Consider the following 25,557-nt stretch of genomic DNA (forward strand, 5'->3'; position numbering starts at 1 on the left):
AGTGACAGCTATTTTCTTGTCTTTGTATCATTTTTTCAGTAATCACTTAGTGTTAATTCAGGGTTACTTCATTTCCTCTCTCATCTTTATTAAATATTTTTAGTCTTGCAATTTGGTCTTGTAGCCAAATACTCGTAGCCATAAATAACAAGAAACTAACGGTGTAATAAAGTAGGGGCATCGAAAAGAAGCTCTGCAGTGGATCACCTTGCATCACAAAGTGGCTTAATAGCCAATCTAAACCACCATTTAAAGCAAAAGTTATCCAGAATGCTGATAATAGTAAAGCTGAAGTGATTGTTGAAGCCAGTGGTAACGAACGGTATTGAGGTTTTAATAACCAAGCCATTAACATATAACTGGATAAATGAACAAAGAGCGCTGAAGTGATAACGGAAGTGGACGATATATTAAAGAGATTTTCACCATCTGTTGTGCCAGATATAAAGAACACGATCCAATATGCACCACTGAATATAGCAAGGTATTGGAAACGTTGTATCACGCTTTTAGAGAGTAGGATGTAAAACGCTTTTCTTAACAGTAGGTAGAGAGCAATATTGATCGTTAACATCACCGGGACAACGAGCAGTTGCCAAGCTACGTTGTTTGAATGCTCCGCCATTTTTTCAGGAACCGTGTAATAACCGTGAAACCATAACAAAGCGCCATAAAAAGAGTGTACCACACCATGGTTTAAATATATTTCCCCACTGTGTGATCCTAATTTTGAGAAAAAGGTGGGTTGGTTACTGTTTTTCTTCGTTATCGCTACCATAAACAAAGCGACGGTGAGCAGTGGGGTGAATAAGTAATACTCTCCAATCGGCCCCTCTAGATCTAAGATAAGGTACAGCCCCTCCGCAGTCATGAGTGCTCCAGCTACAATCGCGATAGCTAACCAAACAAAACTATTTCGACTGATATTAAGCAATTTATCTAGCCATTTTTGATGCAGAAGCTGATAACCTAAAGTGACATAAAAGAGAGCGAAGAAAGCGGCATCACGAGCGTAAATGCTAGGAAACTGCGCGGATTCTGGCAGTAAGGGCTGATAAGATTGATTGGCCAATCCAATACTATGCAAAAGAGCGGCGATGACAAATAGCCAGCTTGTTTTATTAATGTGTACAGCGATGGCTAAAGCGACAATCGCATAAATTAAAGCAGGAAGAAACCATAATATTTCTGAGCCAACCGTTCCATAATATAAGGTGAGGCTTAGTTCTATTGGGCGCCATTGCCCCATGACTAACCCAAAAACAGCGTAATAAATAAGGCTCCACACGACATACATCATTAACAGTTTTGTTAGGTAGTTAACGGTATATCCAAAAATGGTTTTTTGTTTTATACGTTGGTGAAATAGAAATCCGGCGATGATAAAAAACACTGGGACGGCAAATCGTGAAATAATATTAAAACTCAAATAAAAGCGGTTAAATTCAACGCCTTGGTAATAATAAAAAATACCGTAGTGGATAACAAATACAGCAGCAATGGCTAATAGTTTTAAACTATCAAGTGAGTGCACCCGACTCATACACTTATCCTTATTTATTGTAAGGTTTTGGTGTGTGAAATATTACTATAATTAATCATGTGCATATCGACATCAATTTATAAAAAACGACTGAGTTCACTAATTCTTTTCCCCTTTTTCTACACTTTGTATTGCCGTACAGTTTAAGTTTCACTAACTATTACATTTAATTGTGATATAGTTCACGATAATGTCTTTGTAATTGATAGAACTCATGGTAATAACTCTGACTGTTTAGTCTATTTTTGGTCAGAGAATCATCTCATCAGTAGTCGTTAACTACTGAAATCTGCACCTGCTCTGGTCATGGACACCGGCTTCGGTGATTTTCGTGAACATAGAGTCATCAACTAAGACTTAGGTAGAAGTATTTGGCCTAGTGCCTTCGTCGCTTATTGGCGTGATTATTCCTGCCTGTACCTATTGTAAACCGTTTAAAAACCTTAGATTTCAAGGCGATTTTTCGATCGTGCTATTTAGCATTCAGCTAACGCGTATTGATAGCTATGGAGTTTTTAAGCCAATGTTGTTTCGCAATCAGCTTTTTAAGTGTTTGCTGAAGTTTAATGAGGATTCAATATGACAACAACGGTATCTAACACCGTCCCTGAAACTGCGCCAGAAAAAGAGGTAAATCATCCGTTTTTATCTTTAGTTATCATGGTGATTATTGCAGCAGTAGCAAGCTATTTTATTCCTGCTGGCCAGTTTGAACGTGTGGTACTTGATGGTCGAACTGTTATAGACCCAGATAGCTATTCTCGTTTGGCAAGTAACCCGACAACCTTAATGTCTTTTTTCGAATCATTTTTTAAAGGTTTTAAGTCGGCTGCTGGAGTAATGGGAGTGGTGCTGTTCGTTGGTGGTGCGTTTGGCATTATTAAGCGAATGGGCATTTTAGATGCGGCAGTGTACACATTAACAAGCAAGTTAAAAAAGCAAGGCTTGTACGTTATTGCACCGGTGATCATGGTTGCGATCTTTTTTAATGTGACTTTCACGGGCATGCGTGAGCTTGACGTTATTTTCATCTCTTTGATGATCCCGATTTGTATTAAGCTAGGCTACGATGCCATTACGGCATTAGGTGTGGTTTTGCTTGCCAGTTGTGCGGGCTTTGCCGCGGCGTTAGCAAATCCATTCTTTACGGGTATTGCTCATACTATTGCTGAGTTACCGTTGTACTCAGGTATGTGGTATCGCTTTATTTGCGGCATGCTGATGCTGTTAACGGGGGCTATTTTTGTTCTGCGTTATGCTAATAAGGTAAAAGCAGATCCAACCAAAAGTTTGCTGCATGGCACGGGCTATCACTACGATGTGAACTTGGAAGTAAAAACCTTAAACACAAGAGAAAAGCTAGCGGGCTTATCTTTCTTAGTGATTTTTGGCTACATGATTTTTGGTACGTTAACTCAAGGTTTCGGCTTTACTGAGATCGCAGGTTGCTTTATGGCCATGGCGATTATCCCTGGTTTAGTCGGTGGTTTATCGCCAAATAAAATCTGTGATTACTGGACCAAAGGGTGTAACGACGTTTTAGTTGCAGTGTTGATTATTTTCTTTGCTCGCTCTGTTCTGACGATCATGGAAGAAGCACACATTGTTGACTCCATTATCTACTACTTAGCGCAAATTATTTCAGGTAGCTCTCAGTTAGTTGCTGCTGCTGGAATTTACCTGTCTCAGGCTGCAATCAACCTGTTTATCCCTTCGGGCAGTGGCCAGGCGGTGATCACCATGCCAATCATTATTCCTTTGGCGGATGTGGGTGATGTGACGCGTCAAGTGGCGGCTTTAGCTTCTCAGCTTGGTGATGGTATCTCTAACTACATTTACCCTACGAACGGTGGGTTACTGGCGGTGTTAGCGATTGCGAAAGTGCCTTATACCAAGTGGGTGAGGTTTTTCTTGCCGCTGTTCTTGTTCTGGTCGGTAGGTGCGTTAATTGCAGTTGTTATCGCCCAGCTAATTCAGTTAGGCCCTTTCTAAGCTGTTAATCTGCTTCATCGTTGTATTTTTGCCAGCCAAGTAATTATTCCGATTTTAGGTTAAGTAATTACGGCTGGCTTTTTCATAAATAAAATCAGTGCTTTTTCATTATCATCCGAAGATGAACTGAATATGAAAACCCTCCTCAGCATCAATTCAGCGTCATAAATTTAAGATAACTTCATTATCAACGAGCTCATAAAGAGCCGTCACCGAAATGGAGCTTATTATGACCAGTCCAATCAGCGTTGTTGTTATTGCTTTAAATGAAGAAGAAACCATTGGACATTTATTGAATGATTTAAAAGCTCAGACTTATACAGAGTTTGAGGTGCTACTAGTAGACAGTAACAGTGATGATAAAACCGTAGAGATAGCCACAGAGATTGGCTCAGAACTGCCCGCTTTTAAAGTGATAGAAATGGAAGAGCGTGGAGCCAGCTTGGGTCGCAATGTCGGGGCTGAACATGCTACTCACGAAAGACTGGTTTTCCTTGATTCTGATGTGCGCATCGGTCCGGATTTTTTAGCGCAAGCGATTTCAGCGTTAGATAAAACAGGGCTTAAAGTCGCGGGAGGGCGGATGAATTCGACGGCGCCTGAATCTAAAATCCGCTGGGGTATTAAGTCTTTTGATATGGGAATGATGGCAAGTCAGTTTGTTTTCCCAACTGCGGTTGGCGCGTGCATCTTTAGTACGAAAACAGTGCACCAAGACATTGGTGGGTTTAATACAGCGATTAAATTATGTGAAGATTGTGATTATGTAAAACGAGCGAGTCGTAGCTATCGTTTCCGCATGATCCCAGTCTTTTTTGAATTTGATGCTCGTCGCTTACGCCAAGATGGTGTTGTCAAAACAGGGTTTACGTACCTAAAAGCAAACACCTTTCGCTTGTTTTTTGGAGAATTAGAAAGTGATCAAATTCGTTATGAATTCGGCCACTATAAAAAGGCGTAATCATGAATATTGAAGCTTGGCTATCATTCTTGCATTCTCCGTGGCTTTTGGCCCTATTGTTTGGTGGGGCCATGGCAGATGCAATCATTGGTGTCGGCTTCTTTATTTATGGTGAAGTATTTTTCTTATTGGGAGGCTATGCCATCGCATCAGGACACGGTTATTGGATCGTGCTTTTGCTTTGGAGTGGTGCATGGGCGGGTGATTTACTCAGTTACTGGCTTGGGCACAAGTACGGGAAGTCGTTATTGTATGGGCGGCTTAAAAAATCTAAGCGCTTGAGAGCGAATTATCGTAAAGCCCGTTCCCAGCTACATCAACGTCAAAAGTTCGCTATTTTTTCAGCCCGGTTATTAGGACCACTATCTTGGGTGATGCCTTTTATTGCAGGCGTGGCCAAAGTTCAGCCGAGAACGTTCATTCTTTATAGCGGTATTGGCGTGTTAATTGGCACAACCCAATTTATTGTTGCCGGGTATTTGTTACACCAAGGGATTTCCATGTTTGATAATATTCTTTTGATTGTGCGTGAGTATCAGTATGTTGTTATCGCAAGCCTGATTGCGGTGATCGTAAGTGGGTGGTTGATTAAGAACCACCTAAGGACTCAAAGGAAAGAAGGGAAAATTAAACTTGCCTCTAAAGTTACCACAGTTTGGCTAGTGTCATTTATTACGATGAACTACAGCTACTTTTTTGTGAGTAATGCTCATGCTACAAGCCCTAAACAGCAAATACAGCCACTTCAATTAGATGCTATATCAGAGCTTGACTTTCAGGTGTATGCAGGTTCACCTAAGCTAAATCACCCGCAGCCAATTAATTTAGTGTTGGTGACTGATAAAGGTTTAAAGCAGCTTCATGATCAGCTTGGCTGGATTGAGAATAAAACTTTTTCTTCTGATAAATTAAGCTTTCGCCAGTATGTGGGGTTATTAAAACAGGGTACGCCACCCGTCTCAGATTTGTACCATCAAGGCTACCCACAGCATTATGCGTTTCAGCCTGTGCAAAAGAGTGATTTAATTAATAGAGAGCATGTTCGCTGGTGGCGTGTAGGCAAAACAGAGCAGGGTAAAGACATCTATTTAGGCTCGGTGAGCCGTGATAATGAGGTAGAGATTAAGCCATACAAAGGTGTGATCACCCTATTACACGATATCGATCCTAATGTAGACAGTAGCCGAGTGGGGTTTAATTCGGCTTTAAAAAACGCTTACCCGTCGGCAGTGATGGCGGATGAGGCGTTAGCACCCAAAATATCTAAACATCAACCTCAGCAAGATTATTGGACTGATGGTTTAGTGACTGTCATTGAGCTATGAGCCGATTTAGACAAATAGGTCTTTAGGATTACTGAATTTTGGTCCACAGAACTAACATAAACCTGATTTTTTCCTTCATTTTTAGCATGGTAAAGTGCCTCATCAGCTAAAGATACCACCTGATCAAAGTCACTGTTCACTTGGCATATACCTGCGCTGATGGTGAAATGAAAAGAGTGCCCCTGTGTACTAATAGCTCGTTTTGAAATATCCCGGCGCAACGAATCTATGTATTGATAGGCTTCTTCTTCAGAGTAGGCAGTAAAGATAATACAAAATTCTTCACCACCATAACGAGATAAGGTACTGGTGGGGGCAGGAAAGTGCTGTTTCATTAATATTGCCGTTTGAAAAATAACGTCATCACCGCATAAATGACCATACTTATCATTGATTTTTTTGAAGTTATCTAAATCTAGAATGGCAAAGTAATATGGATTTAGTGATACTTGTGCTTTATGAAAAGCTAAGCGCAAATAGTTTTTATTTTTTAGCTTAGTCGCGGGATCAGTATAGCGTAGCTCTTCTTTTAATAGCAGGTTAGAAAGCGATATTTGTACATAGCTTCGAATGACACGTAGCAGTGAACGGTAAGTAGGGTGTGATACTTGAATATGTACAACGCCGAGTAAAGCTCCATCATTCATGAGTGGGATACGGTAATAGCGACCTTGAAGCCCAAGAGCCTTAACGAGAGGATCACTCTTTGAAACTTTTAAATAGGAAATCGTATGGTGTGAATAGAGGTTTGGGTTTATTTTCTCATTAAGCGTTCTTTGCCCTGTTGTTAATAACTCAATGAACGATTGCTGATTCGCATCATAGATGCATAAAGAAGTGCTCTTGCAATAGCAGAACTCCCGTAATAATTCTTCGGTTACCACCTTAAATTCATCAAATGTATGGATCTTATTCAGTTTATTAAGTTGCTGGTTTAAGCGAAAACTAATGAAGTTGATGAATAATACAAAACTCAAAATTGCAGCAATAATGAACGTGGTTAAACCGAATTCGGAAAAATGCGAGATAATATCGTAGGCGTTAGTGCCAGAAAGGATCACCCAGTTGTAGGGGTTATCAGCATCAAAAACCGCCATCTTTTGTCGCCCTAAGTAAACGTATTCGCTTTTCCCAAATAACGTACCTTGATTGATAGTTGCTTGTAATTGTTGATGAAAACTCACAGAGGGTGTAGCAATTCTATTGTTATCAGGGTGAATGAGTACTTGTTTTGTTTCACGATCAATGACGAATAAGTAGCCATCAGAGAGGGTTTTTAAATTAGTAAACTGCTGAGAAAAATATAATGGATCAAATTCAATAATTAATGCAGCTTTATACCTTTTCTTGGCTTTTATGGTCTTTTTTAAAGCAAAAACCCACTTATTATTGTGATTTTTGTACAATGATGAAATGCCATAAGCATGAGTGCCAATTCGGTTGATATGCCAAATAGGTTTGAATTCAGCCCGTTTTTGATGGTAGGGGTGAGTGCTCCCATCTGTGGTGACATAGCTATAATTATCTAAGTACAAGATACCAATATCATGATAACCACCATCGCCGTTCACTTCACGTTTTGCTAGAGCAAAAAAGTCATTTTCACCATCAGAAATTAATGTGGCTTCTAAGGCATACAGTAAACCAATACTTGATTTAACTTTTCCATCTAATAAGGCTTTTGCCATTTGAATGTTATTTTGAGATTGAGAAAGAGCGCTCTCTTCAACGTCTTTATATTGATTAAAAGCAATGAACCCTAAGCTTGCTAATACTACGAGCAAAACGGGCCTAAATGTTTTAATCAGTAATTTTGGTCTAAGCATTAAAAGTACAGTGTGTCATTTTATAAATGTAAGTTTATTAAATCTTAATAAGTGCGGCTAGGTACGAAACTTTGCCCCAAGATACACAGGTTACATGTTCGATTAACCGAGCTTTTATGTGAGTATTTATTCGCTGTTCCCATGACGATTACCAACATTTTTATGAGTGATTTTGTTTTATAGTTTCTATATCTAAAATACTGCTAAGCCATAAAATTTTAACATGAATATTATTAATATATGGCGTTATAAATCTCCTCAACCTCTCACTTTTTAGTGAATCTCACTGAATTAATTTTCGATGGGAAATAAGTATTAAAAAAAGCCTTAAATTTTAGAAGAATTTTTGAATCTCGTCCCATTGTTAATCTCTTGTTAATGCTTGTGGGGTGGGGTACGATAAATATAATTTGTTAAAGGAAATTATTAATCTAATTATGCTTATAAATGAGGGATGTTATTAATTATCAGCTATAACAATACTTTATTGGTTTGTTTTGTTGTTTGGGTTCCTGGTTTTTTCGATAAGATTTAATGGGAATTATAAATTCAACCCCCTACCTGAAACTTTTTTGTTATATAAAAGAAATAAATCTTGACTATGCAGTTAGTACGGTATTAATTAGGTAGCGTATGTAGTTAGTTTACTATGCGCAGAATAATAAAAACTACCCTTGTAAATAAGTTGTAAACAAACAAATGGAGATCGTTATGGCTGGTGTTTTAGGAATGATTTTGGCAGGTGGTGAGGGTTCTCGTTTACGTCCGTTAACGGAGTCGAGAAGTAAGCCCGCAGTACCATTCGGGGGTAGTTATCGCTTAATTGATTTTGCCCTTAATAATTTTGTTAATGCAGATTTAATGCGTATTTATGTTCTTACCCAATTTAAATCGCAGTCTTTGTTTGATCACATGAAAAAGGGTTGGAATATTACAGGGATCACCGACCGTTTCATTGATCCTGTGCCAGCCCAAATGCGTACGGGTAAGCGTTGGTATGAAGGTACTGCTGATGCCATCTACCAAAACATTCGTTTTATTGAACTAGCTGACCCAGAGCACGTCTGTATCTTCGGCTCTGATCATATTTACAAAATGGATGTTCGTCAGATGCTTGATTTCCACAAGCGAAAAGAAGCATCTTTGACGGTATCTGCTTTACGTATGCCTTTACACGAAGCCACCGAATTTGGTGTTATTGAAGTGGATGAAGAAGGGCGTATGATTGGTTTCCAAGAAAAACCAGCAAATCCTAAATCGATTCCTGGCGATCCTGAACATGCACTTGTTTCTATGGGCAACTACATCTTTGAAGCGAAAAAATTATGCGCAGAGCTGGAAAGTGATGCTGAAAATGAAGCATCAAGCCATGACTTTGGTAAAGACATTATTCCGAAAATGGTGCCAGAAGGTAATGTGTTTGTTTACGACTTCAGCACCAATAAAATTACAGGTGAGAAAGAAGAAGTCTATTGGCGTGATGTAGGTACGATTGATGCGTACTGGCAGGCTCACATGGATTTGTTGAAAAAAGACGCCCCATTTTCTTTGTATAATCGTCAGTGGCCGCTACATACTTATTACCCTCCTTTACCCCCTGCTACGTTTACCGACTCAGAAAACGAAAAAGTAAAAATGACGGATAGCCTGATTTCTGGTGGTAGCTATGTGCAGGGGGCAAGTATTTACAAATCGGTACTTGGTTATCGCAGTAATATTGGCCGTAACACCTTGGTTAGTGAGAGTGTGTTACTAGGGGATGTGAAGATTGGTGAAAATTGCTCAATTCGTCGTGCCATCATTGATAAAAACGTAGAAATTGCACCTGGTACGATTATTGGAGAGAATTTAGAACAAGATCGTCAAAATTATCATGTGTCGGATGACGGTATCGTTGTGATTCCAAAAGGAGCAAAAATTGGCTACTAATCCTCTTAATATTCTTTATGTCGCCTCTGAAGTTGAAGGGTTGATTAAAAGTGGTGGTTTAGCCGATGTGGCTAAGGCATTATCAAAAGCACTGCAAGAGAAAGGGCAGCATGTAAAAATTACCTTGCCCGCTTACAGTGCAATTGCTGACCGTGATGAAGCAGAAGTGATTCTTGATACTCAGTTAGAGCATTGGCCTCATACGCCTTATAAAGTACGTTCTCTATCGATCGATGGGGTTGAAGCCTTGGGGATTGAGTGCCCTCAGTATTTCGACCGAGACTCTCTGTATGCTGAGAATAACCAAGCTTATGCGGATAATGGGGAGCGTTTTGCTTTCTTTAGCGCTGCTTGTCTCGATATGTTGGAAAAACTGAATTACCAACCAGATATCATTCATGCTAATGACTGGCACACTGGTTTAGTGCCGTTTTTGTTGAAAGTTCGTTACGGTCAAGATGCCTTTTTTGCTGATACTCATAGCGTGATTTCAATTCATAATGCGGTATTTAAAGGGATCTTTAGTTACCACGAATTAGAGTGCATTACTGAATTATATCAGCATCGTTTTTTAAATATTGAAGTTAGCCATGATCACGTGAGTATGTTAAAAGCAGGCGTTGCGTATGCAGATAAGATTAATGGTGTAAGCCCTAACTATGCTGCTGAACTGCTTACTGAGCTAGGTGCACACGGCATGGCGGCGGATTTCCAACACCGTCAGGCGGATTTATGCGGTATTGTCAATGGCTGTGACTACAGTGAATGGGATCCTGAAACAGATAAGTACATTCCTCAAAACTACAAAGCTAACCGTAACAGCATGGTTCGAGGTAAAAAAGCTTGTAAACGTGCGTTGCAAGACGAAGTAGGTTTACCGCAAAAAGATGTAGCGGTGTATGGCATGGTTTGCCGCCTAACGAACCAAAAAGGCTTACATTACTTAACGCCGATCTTAGATAAGTTTTTACGTAGTGATGTGCAAGTTGTGATTGTTGGAACGGGCGACCCGGTAATTGCTGCAGAGCTTCATGCTATTGCAGAGGCAAACCCAGAGAAGTTTGCGTTTGTGGAAGCGTACAGTAATAAATTAGCGCACTGGGTAGAAGCGGCTTCTGATTTCTTCCTTATGCCATCAGAATTTGAGCCATGTGGATTAAATCAAATCTATAGTATGGCTTATGGTACGCTTCCGATTGTTCGTGCTGTTGGTGGATTAAAAGATACCGTTATTGACTATGAAGAAACACCGCAGGTGGCAACCGGATTCTCATTCCAAGAGCCATGTGCTTTCCAACTGTTGATCACACTTCAGCAAACGTTACTGCTTTACACTCAACAGCCGAATGAGATTAAGCGTTTACAGCTTAATGCCATGGCGTGTGATTTTAATTGGCTAGAGTCTGCTGAGCAGTACCTTGAAATGTACCAAAGCGCAGTCACCTCTGAGGTATCGGAACAAACACACAGCCACTAATATTTTGGCAGAAAAGAGAAGAGCTCCTAGTATAGGGGCTCTTTTTTTTATCTGATTCTTTTTATTAAATTAGCTGGCAATGAAGAAGGTTTACTAATCAAGTAGTATTATAGTTGAACTGTTTATTGTTCAAATGGTTAGAAAGGTTATGGCTACCAAAGTGGGCTCATCGATTGATAATCCAGTAAAAGTAATACAAAAAGCCACATGGGTGGGTGCGATTGGTAACGTCGTGTTGGCTGTACTGAAAATTGTGGTGGGGAAAATAACAGGCAGCCAAGCACTGGTTGCCGATGGTGTACACAGTTTCTCTGATTTAGTAACAGACACCGCGATTTTAATTGGCTCACGTTACTGGACTGCGCCAGCAGATAAAGGGCACCCTTATGGTCACGGTCGGTTTGAAACGTTAACCAATATCTTTATTGGTGTTTTATTAGGTATTGTCGGAATTGGTATTGGTTGGGATTCGATTAATTCCATTGGTAATGAAGCTAGTAACAATCCGAGCATGTTGGCTTTTGGTGCGGCTATCGCGTCGATTGTGGTGAAAGAAGGTTTGTATCGCTGGACGCTTATTCAAGCTAAACACATTAATAGCCGAGCTCTGCATGCAAATGCTTGGCATCACAGAACCGATGCATTGAGTTCTTTACCTGTTGCGGTAGCAGTTATCGCCAACTTTTTTGTTCCTGATTTGCATTATCTTGATCAAATTGCTGCTTTGTTGGTTACCGCCATGATTTTAAAAGCGGCGTTTGAAATATTATGGCCCGCGATTTTAGAGATCACGGAAGCAGAAGCCGATAACGAGATCGAAAGTAAAATTCAGGCTTATGCTTCAGAAAATGAGGATATTGCAGAAGTGCATGCAATACGCAGTCGTCGTACTGGAAGCACGATTTTATTGGATTTCCATTTATTGGTTGATCCTGAAATGAACGTAGAAAAAGCGCACACGATCAGTGAAGAGTTTAAGGCTCACATTTTAGAACAGCTTGATGAAGTGGTGGATGTGATCATTCATATTGAGCCTGATACGTGTGAAGAGAGGGTTGTGAATCCGTGTTGTGATCCTTGTACTGGAAGTAAACCGATGGATTAATTTTACAGGAATATTCAATAAATAAAGAAGCCGCCTTTTTAAGGGCGGCTTTTCGATGAACCATGGTATGTGGCTATGTTTGATGCCATCGATTAGGGTAGGCGTTGGAATAATCTGGCTCTTCAATAAACTTATCTACTTCTGCATCCCGCTTCAAAGGGCCAACAACGGTTTTGTAAGGTAACACTCCTGCCCATACAGGAAGATCCATATCTTGTTTATCATCACTTACTGGGTTGTTACTTATTTTTACTGATGCTTCAGTAAGGGGAATCACCAGCAGCTCTGTTGCGCTTAACTCTTTTTCATTACCTGGTCGTGCTTGTTTACTTCGCCCTGGTGCAATCTGCTCTAGGAAATGATCCAATAGTAAGGATTTTTCCGTGTTGTTATCCACTACGCTAAATTGCCCCAATACAACAGCAGAGCGGTAATGTGCGCTGTGATGAAAAGCGGATCTGGCAAGTACCCAACCATCAAATAATGTGAAAGTCAGGCAAGTTTCTTCAGCTTGCTTGAGGTTTTTGAGTAAGCGACTGTTTTTTGCTCCATGAATGTAGACGTGGTTATCTATTCGCCATGCCAACATAGGAATGACCATTGGAGCCCCATCTTGAAGAATGGCAATGTGAGCAATTTTACTTTCATCAATAATGTCATAAAGGCTCTTTTCATCGAAGCTTGCTTTGTGGCGCGCCTTCTTAAGTTCTGTTCTTTTTGTTTTTGATAACATTACACTTCCTCATTTATCTAGGCCCTTATTTTTGGGCGTGTTGGTACCTTATTGCTTTTCTGGTACTTTATTTAGGGCCAGTTTTGAAAAGTGGATGGATCCAGTAGTGGCTCAAATAGATATAGGTGATTTACAGTTAGACGTTGTTCAAAAGGGCGTAACCCGACAGCAGGCTCTTTTTAACCTGATTAGAAACAAAATTTTTCGGCGGCTATGGAGCTCAGGAGGGCAATTACCGTCCACAAGGAAGCTAGCGGAAGCGTTGGGCGTGAGCCGTAATACGGTGATAGGTGCTTATGATCAGTTAGTGGCAGAAGGCTATATAGAAAGCCGTATTGGTGCTGGGTACTACGTTACTGTGACAGTACCAGATGATTATGTTCAAACTTGTTTGCCTACTCCTATTGTGGATAGAGATCCTGCTGTTAAGGAGACTTTCAATCGGCCTTTCGCACCTGGTGTACCTGATCTACAGCATTTCCCTTATCAAAAATGGCAGCGCTTGCTGTGCCAGCATGTATCTCGTCCTATTCTTGCTGGGCAAAATGATATTCAGGGGTTATACGACTTACGTTGTGCTTTATCTGAGTATCTCGCTTCCAGTCGTTCTGTTGATTGTGACGCATCACGGATCATTATTACTTCTGGTGCCCAGCAGGGGCTTTTTATTGCCGCTCAGGCGTTATTAACAAAACAAAGTACCATTTTGGTTGAAAATCCTGGCTATAAGCAAATGGAAAAAGTCTTAGCACGTTCGGCTGCTAAGGTACGGCTGATGTCGGTAGAGCCGGAGCTGGGCCTTGATATTGACAGTATGGTAGAACAGCAGGCAACAGCCATCTACATCACCCCCAGTAATCAATACCCACTTGGAACAACATTAAATACAAGCCAGCGTTTGCAGCTTATTCATTGGGCAAAAGAAAATGAAGGTTGGATCATTGAAGATGATTACGACAGTGAATTTCAATTTGCGCACCGTCCATACACATCCTTACAGGGCTTGGCTTCACAGCAGAAAGATCAAGCGAATGTGGTTTATATTGGTACGCTCAGTAAGGTGATGCTTCCTTCACTACGGCTTGGTTATATGGTTGTGCCTACCTCACTGGTAGAAGAGTGCCTGCTTATCAAAGACGCCATGAGTGGTGACACACCAATTCATACTCAGGCAGCTCTGGCCGATTTTATCTCTGGCGGTGATTTACTTCGGCACATTAGAAAAATGAGGCGTTTATATCAGCAAAAATATCAATGGGTATGTGAGTGTGTGGAGCGTAACTTAGGAGAGAGCTGGAAAGTGATCAGCCAAGCTGCGGGTTTGCACGTGACGCTTATGAACACTCAAAAAATAGTTGAAACAGAGTTGGTTGAGCGAGTTGCAGAGAAAGGTGTGACAATAAGGCCATTGAGTCAATATGAATACGCAGAGTCCCCCATACGAGAGTATTCTGCGATTGTTCTGGGTTTTGGTAATGCTTCTTTAGAGCAAATAGAGCAAGGGGTTGCTGTAATTGCTGAATGTTATGCTCAACTAGAAGCTCGTTGAAGGAAATGAGACACGGTGGCTTTGGGCTGTTTAGAAATTTTTTGCATGAGTGAAAAAGAAGGTGCAGAGATCCGGTATTGATTATCGATATCTTGCAACATAAGTAGCCAGAGCTTGGCGGTCATCTCTGAATCGGCTAAAGCGCGGTGAAATACTCCATCATGGGGGATGTTTTTGTACTCAACCAGCCCACCAAGTTTGTGGTTTGGCGCTTCTTGATACAACCGACGAGCAATAAGCATGGAGCAAGCAAAGTCCCCAGTGTAAGAGTGTTGGATTTGATCTAATTCTGCATCTAAAAAACGTTTGTCAAAGGAAGCGTTGTGGGCTACTAAATTATGCCCTTGAATAAACTCAGCAAACTGGCCCATGACTTCGGAGCTGGGTGGTGCTGTTTTTAGCATTTGGTTGGTGATGCCTGTGTAGCTTTCAATAAAACCACTGACACGAAATCCCGGGTTCATAAGTTGTTGAAAGCGATCAACCACTCTTCCTTTTTCAAGTAACACAGCACCAATTTCAATAGCACGATCACCTTGAGTAGGAGAAAGACCTGTTGTTTCAAAGTCGAGTACAACGACAGTGCTTGCTATTGAAGATGAATTCATAATAAGAGCCTAATTGGGAATGTAGGTGTAAATATGCAGATACAAAAAAGCCCCGTCAAATGACGAGGCTTTTTTATGTGGCTCCCTGTGCTGGACTTGAACCAGCGACATACGGATTAACAGTCCGCCGTTCTACCGACTGAACTAACAGGGAATTGTATGGTGCCTCGAGGCGGAATCGAACCACCGACACGAGGATTTTCAATCCTCTGCTCTACCGACTGAGCTATCGAGGCACTGTTGCTTTATTTAGCACTAAAGCAAAGTGCGAATATGGCGGAGAGATAGGGATTTGAACCCTAGATACGCTACAAACGTATGCCGGTTTTCAAGACCGGTGCTTTCGACCACTCAGCCATCTCTCCGTAGTGCGGCGAATATTACGAGATACATTTGGAGCTGTAAAGGGCTTTTTTGAATAAAAAAACTGTTTGGACGATATGTGAACACTTGTTCAGTATTTATCATCAAGTTATCAGGCCGTGTTATTTAATTGTTTGAATCAAATTCAATAGGACAAAATTTGGAGTAACAAGCAAAATGTTGCAGGAGAAAAGCGGTTCTCTTTAAAGTCTCTTCATTGTTATAGAGTTACCTTAGGTGAATTTTATGGTCCTTTTCTTACAATTCTATTAGATGCTATAAGAAGGAGCGAGGCCTAGTTTTTATGTATGAAGAGGTGAGCTAAAGAGAATGGTGGTCTATTTTTAACCATCGTTTGGGGTGTTTTAGGGGAGAAAGGAGCAACATTCGTATTGCTGATTTACTAAATTTGAAAAAAAATTCGCCTTTTAGCACTATTTTGGCTTTTTTCTCACCGATTGAGAAAGATAAAGCTACAATACTAATTGATTTTAAGCGATAATCCGCCGCCTAGAATAAAGAGCGATTAAACCCGTAGTGCGAGACACTATGAGATGTGGTTTATAGCTAGCTGAATTCCTCCCCAAACCAGATGACTGAATGTCTACATGGGAAATCAGCTTCTATACTCTAGATGCTGTCTTACTCATAGAGTAGGCCAGTAGTGGTTTGGTGGAAAAATTGACTACAAGTCAAAAAGTGAGGCGAGTAAGCAATTCAATATTAACTGAATTGTAAAAAAATATTTTTATTTTGCTGTGTGCTGTTTAATGTCAGTAGTGGTACACTCGCCTTGCATACTCATTTGCATTTGAATTATTTAAACAGAGTAAAACGATGACTGATTTATCTAAATACAGAAATATTGGTATTTTCGCGCACGTTGATGCGGGTAAAACTACCACAACTGAGCGTATCCTAAAGCTAACTGGCCAAATCCATAAGACTGGTGAAGTACATGATGGTGAGTCTACTACTGACTTCATGGAACAGGAAGCTGAGCGCGGTATTACTATCCAGTCAGCAGCTGTAAGTTGTTTCTGGAACAATCATCGTTTCAACGTTATCGATACTCCTGGACACGTTGACTTCACAGTTGAAGTTTACCGTTCTCTTAAAGTTCTTGATGGTGGTATCGGTGTATTCTGTGGTTCTGGTGGTGTTGAGCCTCAGTCTGAGACTAACTGGCGTTACGCGAACGAATCAGAAGTATCTCGTCTGATCTTCGTTAACAAACTAGACCGTATGGGTGCTAACTTCTACAACGTTGTTGACCAAGTTAAAAACGTTCTAGGTGCTACTCCTCTAATCATGGTTCTACCTATCGGTATCGAAGATGATTTCGTAGGTGTTGTAGACCTACTAAGCAAAAAAGCTTACGTATGGGATGATTCTGGTCTTCCAGAAAACTACGAAATCCAAGATATCCCTGCGGATATGGTTGATGACGTTGAAGCTTACCGTGAAGAGCTAATCGAAACTGCTGTTGAGCAAGACGATGACCTAATGGAAGCGTACATGGAAGGTGAAGAGCCTTCAATTGAAGACCTTAAGCGTTGTATCCGTAAAGGTACTCGTGACCTAGCGTTCTTCCCTACGTTCTGTGGTTCTGCATTTAAGAACAAAGGTGTTCAACTTGTACTAGACGCAGTTGTAGACTACCTACCTTCTCCAACAGAAGTTGATCCACAGCCTCTAACAGATAAAGAAACTGGTGAGCCAACTGGTGAAGTTGCTACAGTATCTGCTGATGAGCCACTACGTGCTCTTGCGTTCAAAATCATGGACGACCGTTTCGGTGCACTAACGTTCATCCGTATCTACTCTGGTGTATTGAAGAAAGGTGATACAGTTCTTAACTCTGCTACAGGTAAAACTGAGCGTATCGGCCGTATGGTTGAGATGCAAGCAGATGAGCGTAACGAACTAACTTCTGCACAAGCTGGTGACATCATCGCTGTTGTAGGTATGAAGAACGTTCAAACTGGTCACACTCTATGTGATGTTAAGCACGAGTGTACTCTTGAGCCAATGATCTTCCCAGAACCAGTAATCTCTATTGCTGTTACACCTAAAGATAAAGGTGGTTCTGAGAAAATGGGTATCGCGATCGGTAAAATGGTTGCAGAAGATCCATCTTTCCAAGTTGAGACTGACGAAGATTCAGGCGAAACTATCCTTAAGGGTATGGGTGAACTTCACCTAGACATCAAAGTTGATATCCTTAAGCGTACATACGGTGTAGACCTAATCGTTGGTCAACCACAAGTTGCTTACCGTGAAACTATCACTCAACCTGTTGAAGATAGCTACACGCATAAGAAACAGTCTGGTGGTTCTGGTCAGTTCGGTAAGATCGACTACCGTATCAAGCCAGGCGAGCCTAACTCTGGTTTCACGTTCTCATCTTCTGTTGTTGGTGGTAACGTACCTAAAGAATTCTGGCCTGCAATCGAGAAAGGTTTTGCTGGCATGATGGAGCAAGGTGTTCTAGCTGGTTTCCCTGTTCTTGACGTTGAAATCGAACTATTCGACGGTGGCTTCCACGCAGTGGATTCATCTGCAGTAGCATTCGAAATCGCAGCGAAAGGTGCATTCCGTCAGTCTATGCCTAAAGCTGGTGCTCAACTTCTTGAGCCAATCATGCACGTTGACGTGTTCACTCCAGAAGATCACGTTGGTGACGTAATCGGTGACCTTAACCGTCGTCGTGGTATGATCAAAGACCAACAAGCTGGTACTACTGGCGTTCGTATCAAAGCTGACGTTCCTCTATCAGAAATGTTCGGTTACATCGGTACACTACGTACAATGACTTCTGGTCGTGGTCAGTTCTCTATGGAGTTCTCACACTACGCAGCATGTCCAATGAACGTTGCTGAAGAAGTAATCGCTAAAGTTAAAGAAGAAAAAGAAAGCAAGTAATTTCTTAATCACCTTTGATTGATAAAAGCCCCGATAGTGAAAGCTATCGGGGCTTTTTTATGTTGGAAGTTTTTTGAGAATAAAAAGAGGAGTGTTTGTTAATCTTCCAAAATCGCTACAGCTCTCGTCCAGCCAGCAGAAGCGCCTCGAATTTTTACGGGGAAGCAAGAGATGGTGAATCCAGTTGCGGGTAGTGCTTCTAAGTTATGTAGCTTTTCAAGGTGGCAGTATTCCATTTCTAGGCCTGCTTTATGCCCCTCCCAAATGAGTGAGGCGTCTTGGGTTTCTGCGTATTTTTGGGCAGTATGCACAAAAGGGGCATCCCAGCTCCAAGCATCCGTACCTGTTAATTTGATTCCTCGCTCTAACAAGTACAGGGTTGCTTCTAAGCCCATGCCACACCCAGATGCTACGTAGTCGTCGTGACCATAACGGCTGCCAGCACGTGTATTTACGATAACAATATCCAGTGGTTGCAATTCGTGGCCAATTCTAGCGAGTTCTTGTTCTACATCGTTTGCTGTCACGATATAACCATCTTCAAAGTGGCGGAAATCGAGTTTTACTCCTCGCTGAAAGCACCATTCTAGTGGCACTTCATCGATTGTGATGGCGCGTTGGCCTTGATTCATGGTGGAATGGAAGTGGTAAGGTGCATCTAAGTGGGTGCCGTTATGAGTAATAAGTTCGACTTTTTCTATGGCCCAAGCTTCCCCGTCCGGTAAGTCATCTTTTTGTAGGCCAGGGAAAAAGGGTTCAATCTGCGAAAAGGTCTGCTGGTGATTTAAATATTCTATTTTAGGGCGGTATCCAGGAGGATCAGAGATTACATCGTTTTCTAAATAGATGGATAAGTCGATGATCTTTCGTGACAAAGCGATATCCTAGTTATTATTGAGTATTGTGTACTTTACTTAATAGCACACCCATTCACAATCTGCACCTGTCTGTAATAACTTTAATATTTTTTGGTATGAGCACCCCTTTTGTTTTCTCATGGTAGACTACACTCTCGGTTAATTTTGTGAGTGAGTCATGTCCAATCCATTATTATTTCATAAAACGTACCTCCACCCTGATAGTCAGGATTGGGTCGTATTTGTGCATGGTGCTGGTGGAAGTTCATCAATCTGGTTTAAACAAATTAAGGCGTATAAAAAGCATTTTAATCTTTTACTTTTGGATTTAAGAGGACATGGTAAATCGAACCAAGTACTTAAAGAGATTTTGTCTAACCCTTATACTTTTAAAGTTGTGACAACGGATATATTAAAAGTCTTGGATCATTTGAAGATTCAATCGGCTCATTTTGTCGGGATCTCTCTTGGTACTATTTTGATTCGTAATTTAGCTGAATTGGCACCAGAGCGTGTTAAATCCATGGTATTGGGTGGTGCTGTTACTCGGCTGGATGTTCGCTCTCAGGTTCTTGTGAAGCTTGGAGATTGGTGTAAGCACATTATTCCTTATATGTGGCTATACCGATTGTTTGCTTACATCATGATGCCAAAAAAAGCACAGCGCGAATCCCGTCACCTTTTTATTCGTGAAGCCAAAAAGCTATGTCAGAAAGAGTTCAAGCGCTGGTTTAAATTGGCTGCTGACGTTAATCCGTTGATGAAGTACTTTAAAGAGCGTGAAGTCTCAATTCCTACTTTGTATCTGATGGGTGAAAATGACTATATGTTCATAAAGCCTGTTAAAGATATGGTGGCATTACATCAGAAAAGTTATTTAACGGAATTTCGAGATTGTGGGCATGTGTGCAATGTTGAAAAACCAGATGAATTTAATCATCACTCCATTGAATTTATTAAGCAACATCGTGATTGAATGGATGCTGTGATAATATTAGCGTTAAGAAACATAGTAGATAGCTGCTCATCACGGAGTAAAAATGGCAAAGTTAAGCTTACAAGAGCAAATGCTCAAAGCAGGTTTAGTAAATCAGAAGAAGTTAAAAAAAGCGGCAAAAGGTTCTAAGAAATCAAGAACACAAGCTAAAGAAGCAAAGGCGGCGGTTGAAGCTAATCGCGCTGCACAATTAGAGCGAGATCAAGAGCTTAACCGTAAGCGTGATGAAGAAGCTCAACAGAAAGCACTGGCTTCACAAGTTAAGCAGCTGATTGAGATGAATATTGTTGACCGTAAAGATGGTGAAATCGGTTATAACTTTACCGATGGTTCACTGGTTAAGAAAATTTACGTAGATAAGCAGTTACAAGATCAATTGGTAAACGGGCGTTTGGCTATTGTTCGTGTCGGTGAAGGCTACGAGCTTATTCCTGCTGTGGTGGCGGATAAAATTGCTCAACGTGATGAGTCAGTGATTGTTATGAATAACGATGTGGCTGAAACTGAAATCGATGAAGATGATCCATACGCAGACTTCCAGATCCCTGATGATCTGATGTGGTAAGTGCTTCATAGCCTTATAGTATAATGAAAAGCTGCTCTATTTTTTGTGTATAGGCAGCTTTCTACTTTTCACTGATCACTTTCACCACTTCTGATAACTCCGCTGGAAAAGTTCCTAATCCCACAATAGTAATAATCACGATCATATTGATGATGTTGTGATAAGTCGTTGTATTGATGTCATCCATGCTGTCGTTATTTGCAGGCTGTTTGATCATCACCATGATCACCCTTAAATAATAAAATAAACCAATGACACTGCCTATCACCAAAGCACTTAATAGCCACCACAGCTGTTCATTGACTGCGGCTATTACGACGTAAAACTTTCCCATAAAGCCTACGGTCAATGGGATCCCTGCGAGTGACAGCATGGTTAAACCTAATGTAATTGCCATTAATGGGTGGTGCCAGAATATCCCAGTCAGTTGATTGACTGTCGTAATGTTGGGTAATTGCATCAGAACAGTAAAGCTGCCGACAAGAGTAAATAGGTAGGCGATGAGGTAGAACATCATTGCTTCTGAACGAAATGACTCGGTTGATAATTCGGTGGTAAGGGAGGCTGATGACTCAGGTGTATTTAGTATTAAGGTAATGATAAGTAGATAGCCAAAGTGCGCGATGGATGAGAAGGCGAGCAGGCGTAATAAATTCTTTTGCAATACCCCTAATAAGTTGCCTATGAGCATGGATGCAATAGCAACACCACTGACTATCGCACTGAGATAGGCAGTGTTCGCCCAATCATTAATCAAATATAACCGCCAAAGAATCACAAAGGCAGCGAGCTTGGAAAGTGTCGCTAGCATAACAGTGGTTGGTAGAGGCGAGCCTTCAAATACATCCGCGATCCATAAGTGGCATGGCACCAGTGATAGTTTAAAAAATAAGCCAGAAATAATGAAAAGGGCACTGGTCGTGGTAAGCCACGAAATGGTGGTCAGCGATAAACTTTTTTGTTCTAAGTCGCTAAATAATAAGGTTCCGTATTGAAGGTAAATGAGGCCTATCCCCATCAAAATAAGCGCAGAAGCAACTGCGGATAAAATTAAATATTTAACGGCAGCTTCCTGTCCATTGTGGTTGCTGCAATAAGCAATTAAACCTGTGAGAGAAAGGCTAACAAGTTCTAAGCCAATAAAAAAACTGGCAAAATGGTTACTGGCGATAATGGTCAGTGCGCCTAAGTTAGCCAGTGTGAGTAAGATGTAATATTCATCTTTGTGTTCCGATAATCGATCTACCCATTGATAAAGCTGAAGGGAAAAGAAGCTCATTAATAGTAATAAAGTGCAGGAAAAGAAAGCGCTAGTGGAATTAAAATAAAAAAGAGTTGTGTACAACGATGATGCTGAGATTTGTGCATTTAACGTAAATAAACAAGTAATTAGACCGATGAAGAAGATGGAGAATGAGACTTTATGGCTGCGGTTGAGGGCTATAAGCAGCAGTAAAATTAATGATGTTGCAATAAGTATAATGGCAGGGATGTAATGATTATTCATGACCAACTCCCTATTGTTTGTGCGAATTGCGCTTGCACCATATCAAGTAAAGGCTGTGGGTGTAGCCCCATCATAATCAGTAGAACAGACATCGCGAATAATGTGGTTGCTTCACGGGCATTCAGATCTTGTACTGACGGTGTTGGGGCGGTGGTGAGAGGGCCGAAAAAGGTTCTGTAAATGATCAGCAATGAATAAACGGCGGCCAAGATTAAACCGAATGTGGCAGCGAGGGTGAAGTAAGGGTATTTTTGGAATCCACCTAATAAAACGAGAAATTCAGCAACAAAATTGCCTAATCCTGGCATTCCAAGGGAAGCAACTGCAAAGAATAACCCAATGGCGCTCAACTTAGGTAATAGCTGCCAGATCCCTCCTAGCTGATTTAAATCTCGGGTATGGAAGCGGTGCTGGATCATGCCGACCAACATAAATAGGGCGGATGTGCTGATCCCATGAGCGAGCATTTGCATCATTGCACCTTGCAAGGCGTACATATTAAATGCAAAACAGCCAAGTAATACAAAACCCATGTGGCTTACGCTTGAGTAGGCCACTAGCCGCTTTAAATCGGTTTGTACAAAAGCAAGCATGGCGCCATAAATGACTCCAACCCCTGCTAACGTTAACATCAGAGGGGCGAGCTCTACACTGGCTTGGGGAAACAAAGGGAGGACGAAACGGATAAGACCATAGCCCCCGGTTTTTAAAAGTACAGCGGCTAAAATAACACTGGCCGGTGTCGGTGCTTGGGTATGTGCATCAGGCAGCCAACTATGGAATGGGAAAGCTGGGAGTTTTACGATAAATGCTAAGGTAAAACCAAGGGCAATCCAATAGCTTAATTCTGATTGAATAGGCGATTGCAATAATATCTTATAGTTGAACGTCAGAATGCCTGTTTGTTGGTAATGTAATAAAACAAGTGCAGCAATACTCAATAGCAATAATAGGCCACCAGCTTGAGTAAACAGAAAAAACTTATAGGCGGCGTACTGTTTTTGTTCATACCCCCAAATGGCAATCAAGAAATACATGGGAACTAACATAACTTCCCAAAAAACAAAAAAGAGAAATAGATCCATGGCTAGAAAAACGCCCATTACACCAGCCAATGTCCACAATAAGTTAAAGTAAAAAAAGCCTACTCTCTGCTTTATTTCATGCCAAGCGGAAGATAAAGCGACGAGTCCCATCAATAGAGTGAGTACAATCAGTAATAAACTCATACCGTCCATGGCTAAATGGGCTTGAATACCTAGTCGTGGTATCCATTGGTAGTTTACTTCTACTAACCATAAAGGAAGTGCATTAACTTCAACAAATGGGAAGAAAGCCAATAAAGGTAGCCAGCTAAGTAACAAACTGGCTAAAGCTATTTTTCTGGGCCATGTTGGATCAAGTCGTTCGCTATACCAAGCCAGCATGCCACCAATTAAAGGGATGAAGAGCAGTGAAAACAGCGTCATTGCAGTAGTACCCAGCCGAGCGTAACCGTGAAAAATACCACAATACTGGCACTGTAAGTGCGAAGCTGACCTGATTGAAATCGTGAAACTACTTGGTGAGAAAGCGTGGTTGCCCACTCAATGCGACGGTAAATCAGATCCACACCATCTTTTTTATTGAAAGCACACACCCAATTAAATGGACGAATGATTAGCGCGTGATATAAACAGTCAAACCCCCAGCCAGATTTAAGTAATGCGTGTATTCTGCTCAATCCTCTTGAGCTTAGTTCTTGGCCAAAAAGAGTATTTTTAAATAGAACGCCTCCAAGAAGTACGGCCAGTAACGGCGTGATTATTGGTAAGAAAAAGTAGAACGTAGAGGCATGCTCAGTGTTTGATGTTGGATCGATTGAGTACATGAATTGCAGCCCCTCAGGTTGGATACCACCAAAAATAGAGAGCAAAATTAAGATCACAAGTACTACCTGCATTAGGCGAGGAACAGGCTTAGAAGCGCTTTGGTGTGAAGGGCCGAAAAAAACCACTAAAAACAGTCGAGCGCTATAGAGTGCGGTAATGAAGGCTCCTAAAACTGCGGCCCACCACAGACCTGAGTAGCCAGCATGAATCACGTTTTCTAGAATGAGTTCTTTGCTAAAAAAGCCAGAAGTGAGTGGAAGAGAAGCAAGGGCGGCACATCCTACGGCAAAAGAGGCCGTTAATAGCGGGAGCTTTTTATACAGCCCGCCCATACGGAAAATATTATGCTCATGATGTAAGACGTAAATGAGTGCTCCAGCGGCAAGAAACAGCAGTGCTTTAAAAAAGGCGTGTGTCATTAAATGGAAAACGGCGGAAGATACGGCACCAACTCCTAAAGCTAGAAACATATAACCTAGCTGACTAATGGTGGAGTAAGCAAGAATGCGCTTTAGGTCCGATTGTACTAGAGCTGCACTAGCGCCTAATAGCAGGGTAATGGTGCCTGTTAATGCGATGATGTAAAGCGCATCAGGAGCCATTTGGAATACACCGTAATTTCGGGCCACCAGATAAACACCAGCGGTTACCATGGTTGCCGCATGGATCAAGGCGCTTACCGGTGTTGGGCCTGCCATTGCATCAGGCAGCCAGTTTTGTAGTGGGAATTGAGCTGACTTTCCAATTGCCCCAGTAAATAAAAGTAAACAACATAACGTCGCCATGTTATCGCCAATTTGCCAAGTACTCGCTGCTTCAAGCTGTATTTGTTGAATATTTAATGTGCCGAGCTGGTAAAAAATAAGGAATAAGCCAATGGCCATGCCAGTATCACCAATGCGGGTGATGACAAACGCTTTGTTGGCAGCAAGGTTATTCTTACGCTCTTGATGCCAGAATCCAATCAGTAAATAACTGCACAGACCAACGCCTTCCCAGCCAAGGTAGAGCAATAATAGATTATCAGCTAAAACCAGAAAGAGCATGGCAGATACAAACAGGTTTAAGTATGCAAAGAAGCGACGAAAATCAGGATCTTCGTTCATAAATGCGCTGGAATAACAATGAATTAAAAAACCAACTCCTGTAATAATGGTGATCATCACTAATGATAAAGGGTCAAGGTACAAACCAAACTGTATTTGAAGTTGTTCTAGACTTATCCATTGGCCTAGGCTTGCTTGGACTACAAACTCTGATTGCTGCCACAACATCCCATTAAGAGCGAGGGATAGGGCTGCCGCGCTACCTATAGAGCTGACACCGAGTAGTGTAACAAGAGGCTTTTTCAGGTTTAACAAGATCAGAAGAACAGCGCTGAACAGAGGAATGAGAGGGATAAGTAATAGTATGATATCCATATC

General features: G+C 41.3%; 18 protein-coding genes and 3 tRNA genes. 10 read left to right on the forward strand and 11 right to left on the reverse strand.

The features are described 5' to 3' along the window. Window positions 1-52: 52 nt before the first annotated feature. Window positions 53-1,543 carry an acyltransferase gene (locus MHO82_RS10255; protein WP_239183851.1) on the reverse strand — a complete coding sequence of 497 codons (1,491 nt, stop codon included), beginning with the start codon at window positions 1,541-1,543 and terminating at the stop codon, window positions 53-55. A gap of 579 nt (window positions 1,544-2,122) precedes the next feature. Between MHO82_RS10255 and MHO82_RS10260 the strand changes: the two genes are divergently transcribed. From MHO82_RS10260 to MHO82_RS10270, 3 genes are all read left to right on the forward strand, one after another. Next, window positions 2,123-3,535 carry a Na+/H+ antiporter NhaC family protein gene (locus MHO82_RS10260; RefSeq protein WP_239183852.1) on the forward strand — a complete coding sequence of 471 codons (1,413 nt, stop codon included), beginning with the start codon at window positions 2,123-2,125 and terminating at the stop codon, window positions 3,533-3,535. A gap of 229 nt (window positions 3,536-3,764) precedes the next feature. Then, complete coding sequence (locus MHO82_RS10265; protein WP_239183853.1) at window positions 3,765-4,496, forward strand: glycosyltransferase; 732 nt, start codon at window positions 3,765-3,767, stop codon at window positions 4,494-4,496. A gap of 2 nt (window positions 4,497-4,498) precedes the next feature. Next, complete coding sequence (locus tag MHO82_RS10270) at window positions 4,499-5,821, forward strand: LssY C-terminal domain-containing protein (protein WP_239183854.1); 1,323 nt, start codon at window positions 4,499-4,501, stop codon at window positions 5,819-5,821. Here the strand turns inward: MHO82_RS10270 and MHO82_RS10275 are convergent. Then, window positions 5,782-7,647 carry a diguanylate cyclase gene (locus MHO82_RS10275; RefSeq protein ID WP_239183855.1) on the reverse strand — a complete coding sequence of 622 codons (1,866 nt, stop codon included), beginning with the start codon at window positions 7,645-7,647 and terminating at the stop codon, window positions 5,782-5,784. The two genes, MHO82_RS10270 and MHO82_RS10275, sit on opposite strands and share 40 nt — an antisense overlap. Window positions 7,648-8,358: 711 nt before the next feature. Between MHO82_RS10275 and glgC the strand changes: the two genes are divergently transcribed. From glgC to MHO82_RS10290, 3 genes are all read left to right on the forward strand, one after another. Beyond that, window positions 8,359-9,576, forward strand: a complete 1,218-nt coding sequence (gene glgC / locus MHO82_RS10280; RefSeq protein WP_239183856.1) for a glucose-1-phosphate adenylyltransferase — start codon at window positions 8,359-8,361, stop codon at window positions 9,574-9,576. Continuing rightward, the gene (gene glgA, locus MHO82_RS10285) at window positions 9,566-11,053 is read left to right on the forward strand and encodes a glycogen synthase GlgA (protein WP_239183857.1); all 1,488 of its coding nucleotides are present in this window, start codon (window positions 9,566-9,568) and stop codon (window positions 11,051-11,053) included. Before glgC ends, glgA begins: the two co-directional genes overlap by 11 nt. Before the next feature lie 148 nt (window positions 11,054-11,201). Then, a complete protein-coding gene (locus MHO82_RS10290) occupies window positions 11,202-12,158 on the forward strand; it encodes a cation diffusion facilitator family transporter (RefSeq protein ID WP_239183858.1) in 957 nt (318 codons plus the stop codon). A 73-nt stretch (window positions 12,159-12,231) separates the two neighbouring features. On the opposite strand, the gene MHO82_RS10295 is transcribed toward MHO82_RS10290, so the two are convergent. Next, on the reverse strand, window positions 12,232-12,891 hold the full coding sequence (locus tag MHO82_RS10295; protein WP_239183859.1) for a pyridoxamine 5'-phosphate oxidase family protein: 660 nt from the start codon (window positions 12,889-12,891) through the stop codon (window positions 12,232-12,234). A 94-nt stretch (window positions 12,892-12,985) separates the two neighbouring features. Here MHO82_RS10295 and MHO82_RS10300 point away from each other — a divergent pair, with 94 nt between their 5' ends. Further along, complete coding sequence (locus MHO82_RS10300; RefSeq protein WP_239183860.1) at window positions 12,986-14,440, forward strand: PLP-dependent aminotransferase family protein; 1,455 nt, start codon at window positions 12,986-12,988, stop codon at window positions 14,438-14,440. Here the strand turns inward: MHO82_RS10300 and MHO82_RS10305 are convergent. From MHO82_RS10305 to MHO82_RS10320, 4 genes are all read right to left on the reverse strand, one after another. Next, window positions 14,422-15,048: a 3'-5' exonuclease gene (locus MHO82_RS10305; protein WP_239183861.1), complete on the reverse strand. Its 627-nt coding sequence runs from the start codon at window positions 15,046-15,048 to the stop codon at window positions 14,422-14,424. The genes MHO82_RS10300 and MHO82_RS10305 overlap by 19 nt on opposite strands. A gap of 78 nt (window positions 15,049-15,126) precedes the next feature. After that, window positions 15,127-15,202: transfer RNA gene (locus tag MHO82_RS10310), tRNA-Asn, on the reverse strand. Window positions 15,203-15,208: 6 nt separating this feature from the next. Further along, window positions 15,209-15,284 (reverse strand) — tRNA-Phe (locus MHO82_RS10315). Between the two features lie 38 nt (window positions 15,285-15,322). Further along, window positions 15,323-15,413 (reverse strand) — tRNA-Ser (locus tag MHO82_RS10320). A gap of 835 nt (window positions 15,414-16,248) precedes the next feature. On the opposite strand from MHO82_RS10320, the gene fusA reads away from it, so the two are divergent. After that, window positions 16,249-18,336: an elongation factor G gene (gene fusA, locus MHO82_RS10325; RefSeq protein ID WP_239183862.1), complete on the forward strand. Its 2,088-nt coding sequence runs from the start codon at window positions 16,249-16,251 to the stop codon at window positions 18,334-18,336. A 98-nt stretch (window positions 18,337-18,434) separates the two neighbouring features. On the opposite strand, the gene MHO82_RS10330 is transcribed toward fusA, so the two are convergent. Beyond that, window positions 18,435-19,211 (reverse strand): cyclase family protein, encoded by a 777-nt coding sequence (locus tag MHO82_RS10330; protein ID WP_239183863.1) that lies wholly within the window; start codon window positions 19,209-19,211, stop codon window positions 18,435-18,437. A gap of 160 nt (window positions 19,212-19,371) precedes the next feature. Between MHO82_RS10330 and MHO82_RS10335 the strand changes: the two genes are divergently transcribed. Both MHO82_RS10335 and MHO82_RS10340 read left to right on the forward strand, forming a co-directional pair. Continuing rightward, window positions 19,372-20,169, forward strand: coding sequence for an alpha/beta hydrolase (locus MHO82_RS10335; protein WP_239183864.1), 798 nt, complete (start codon window positions 19,372-19,374; stop codon window positions 20,167-20,169). Between the two features lie 64 nt (window positions 20,170-20,233). Beyond that, window positions 20,234-20,755 (forward strand): DUF2058 domain-containing protein, encoded by a 522-nt coding sequence (locus tag MHO82_RS10340; protein ID WP_239183865.1) that lies wholly within the window; start codon window positions 20,234-20,236, stop codon window positions 20,753-20,755. Window positions 20,756-20,816: 61 nt separating this feature from the next. On the opposite strand, the gene MHO82_RS10345 is transcribed toward MHO82_RS10340, so the two are convergent. From MHO82_RS10345 to nuoL, 3 genes are read right to left on the reverse strand one after another with little or no spacing between them, the layout of a single operon-like run. Then, window positions 20,817-22,262 carry an NADH-quinone oxidoreductase subunit N gene (locus MHO82_RS10345; RefSeq protein WP_239183866.1) on the reverse strand — a complete coding sequence of 482 codons (1,446 nt, stop codon included), beginning with the start codon at window positions 22,260-22,262 and terminating at the stop codon, window positions 20,817-20,819. Further along, entirely contained in the window at window positions 22,259-23,731 is a 1,473-nt protein-coding gene (locus MHO82_RS10350; RefSeq protein WP_239183867.1) for an NADH-quinone oxidoreductase subunit M, read from the reverse strand. Before MHO82_RS10350 ends, MHO82_RS10345 begins: the two co-directional genes overlap by 4 nt. Beyond that, window positions 23,728-25,554, reverse strand: a complete 1,827-nt coding sequence (gene nuoL, locus MHO82_RS10355) for an NADH-quinone oxidoreductase subunit L (protein WP_239183868.1) — start codon at window positions 25,552-25,554, stop codon at window positions 23,728-23,730. The genes MHO82_RS10350 and nuoL overlap by 4 nt, the downstream gene beginning before the upstream one ends. Between the last annotated feature and the right edge of the window lie 3 nt (window positions 25,555-25,557).

It is taken from the genome of Vibrio sp. Of7-15 (assembly GCF_022347565.1).
Lineage (GTDB): Bacteria > Pseudomonadota > Gammaproteobacteria > Enterobacterales > Vibrionaceae > NORP241.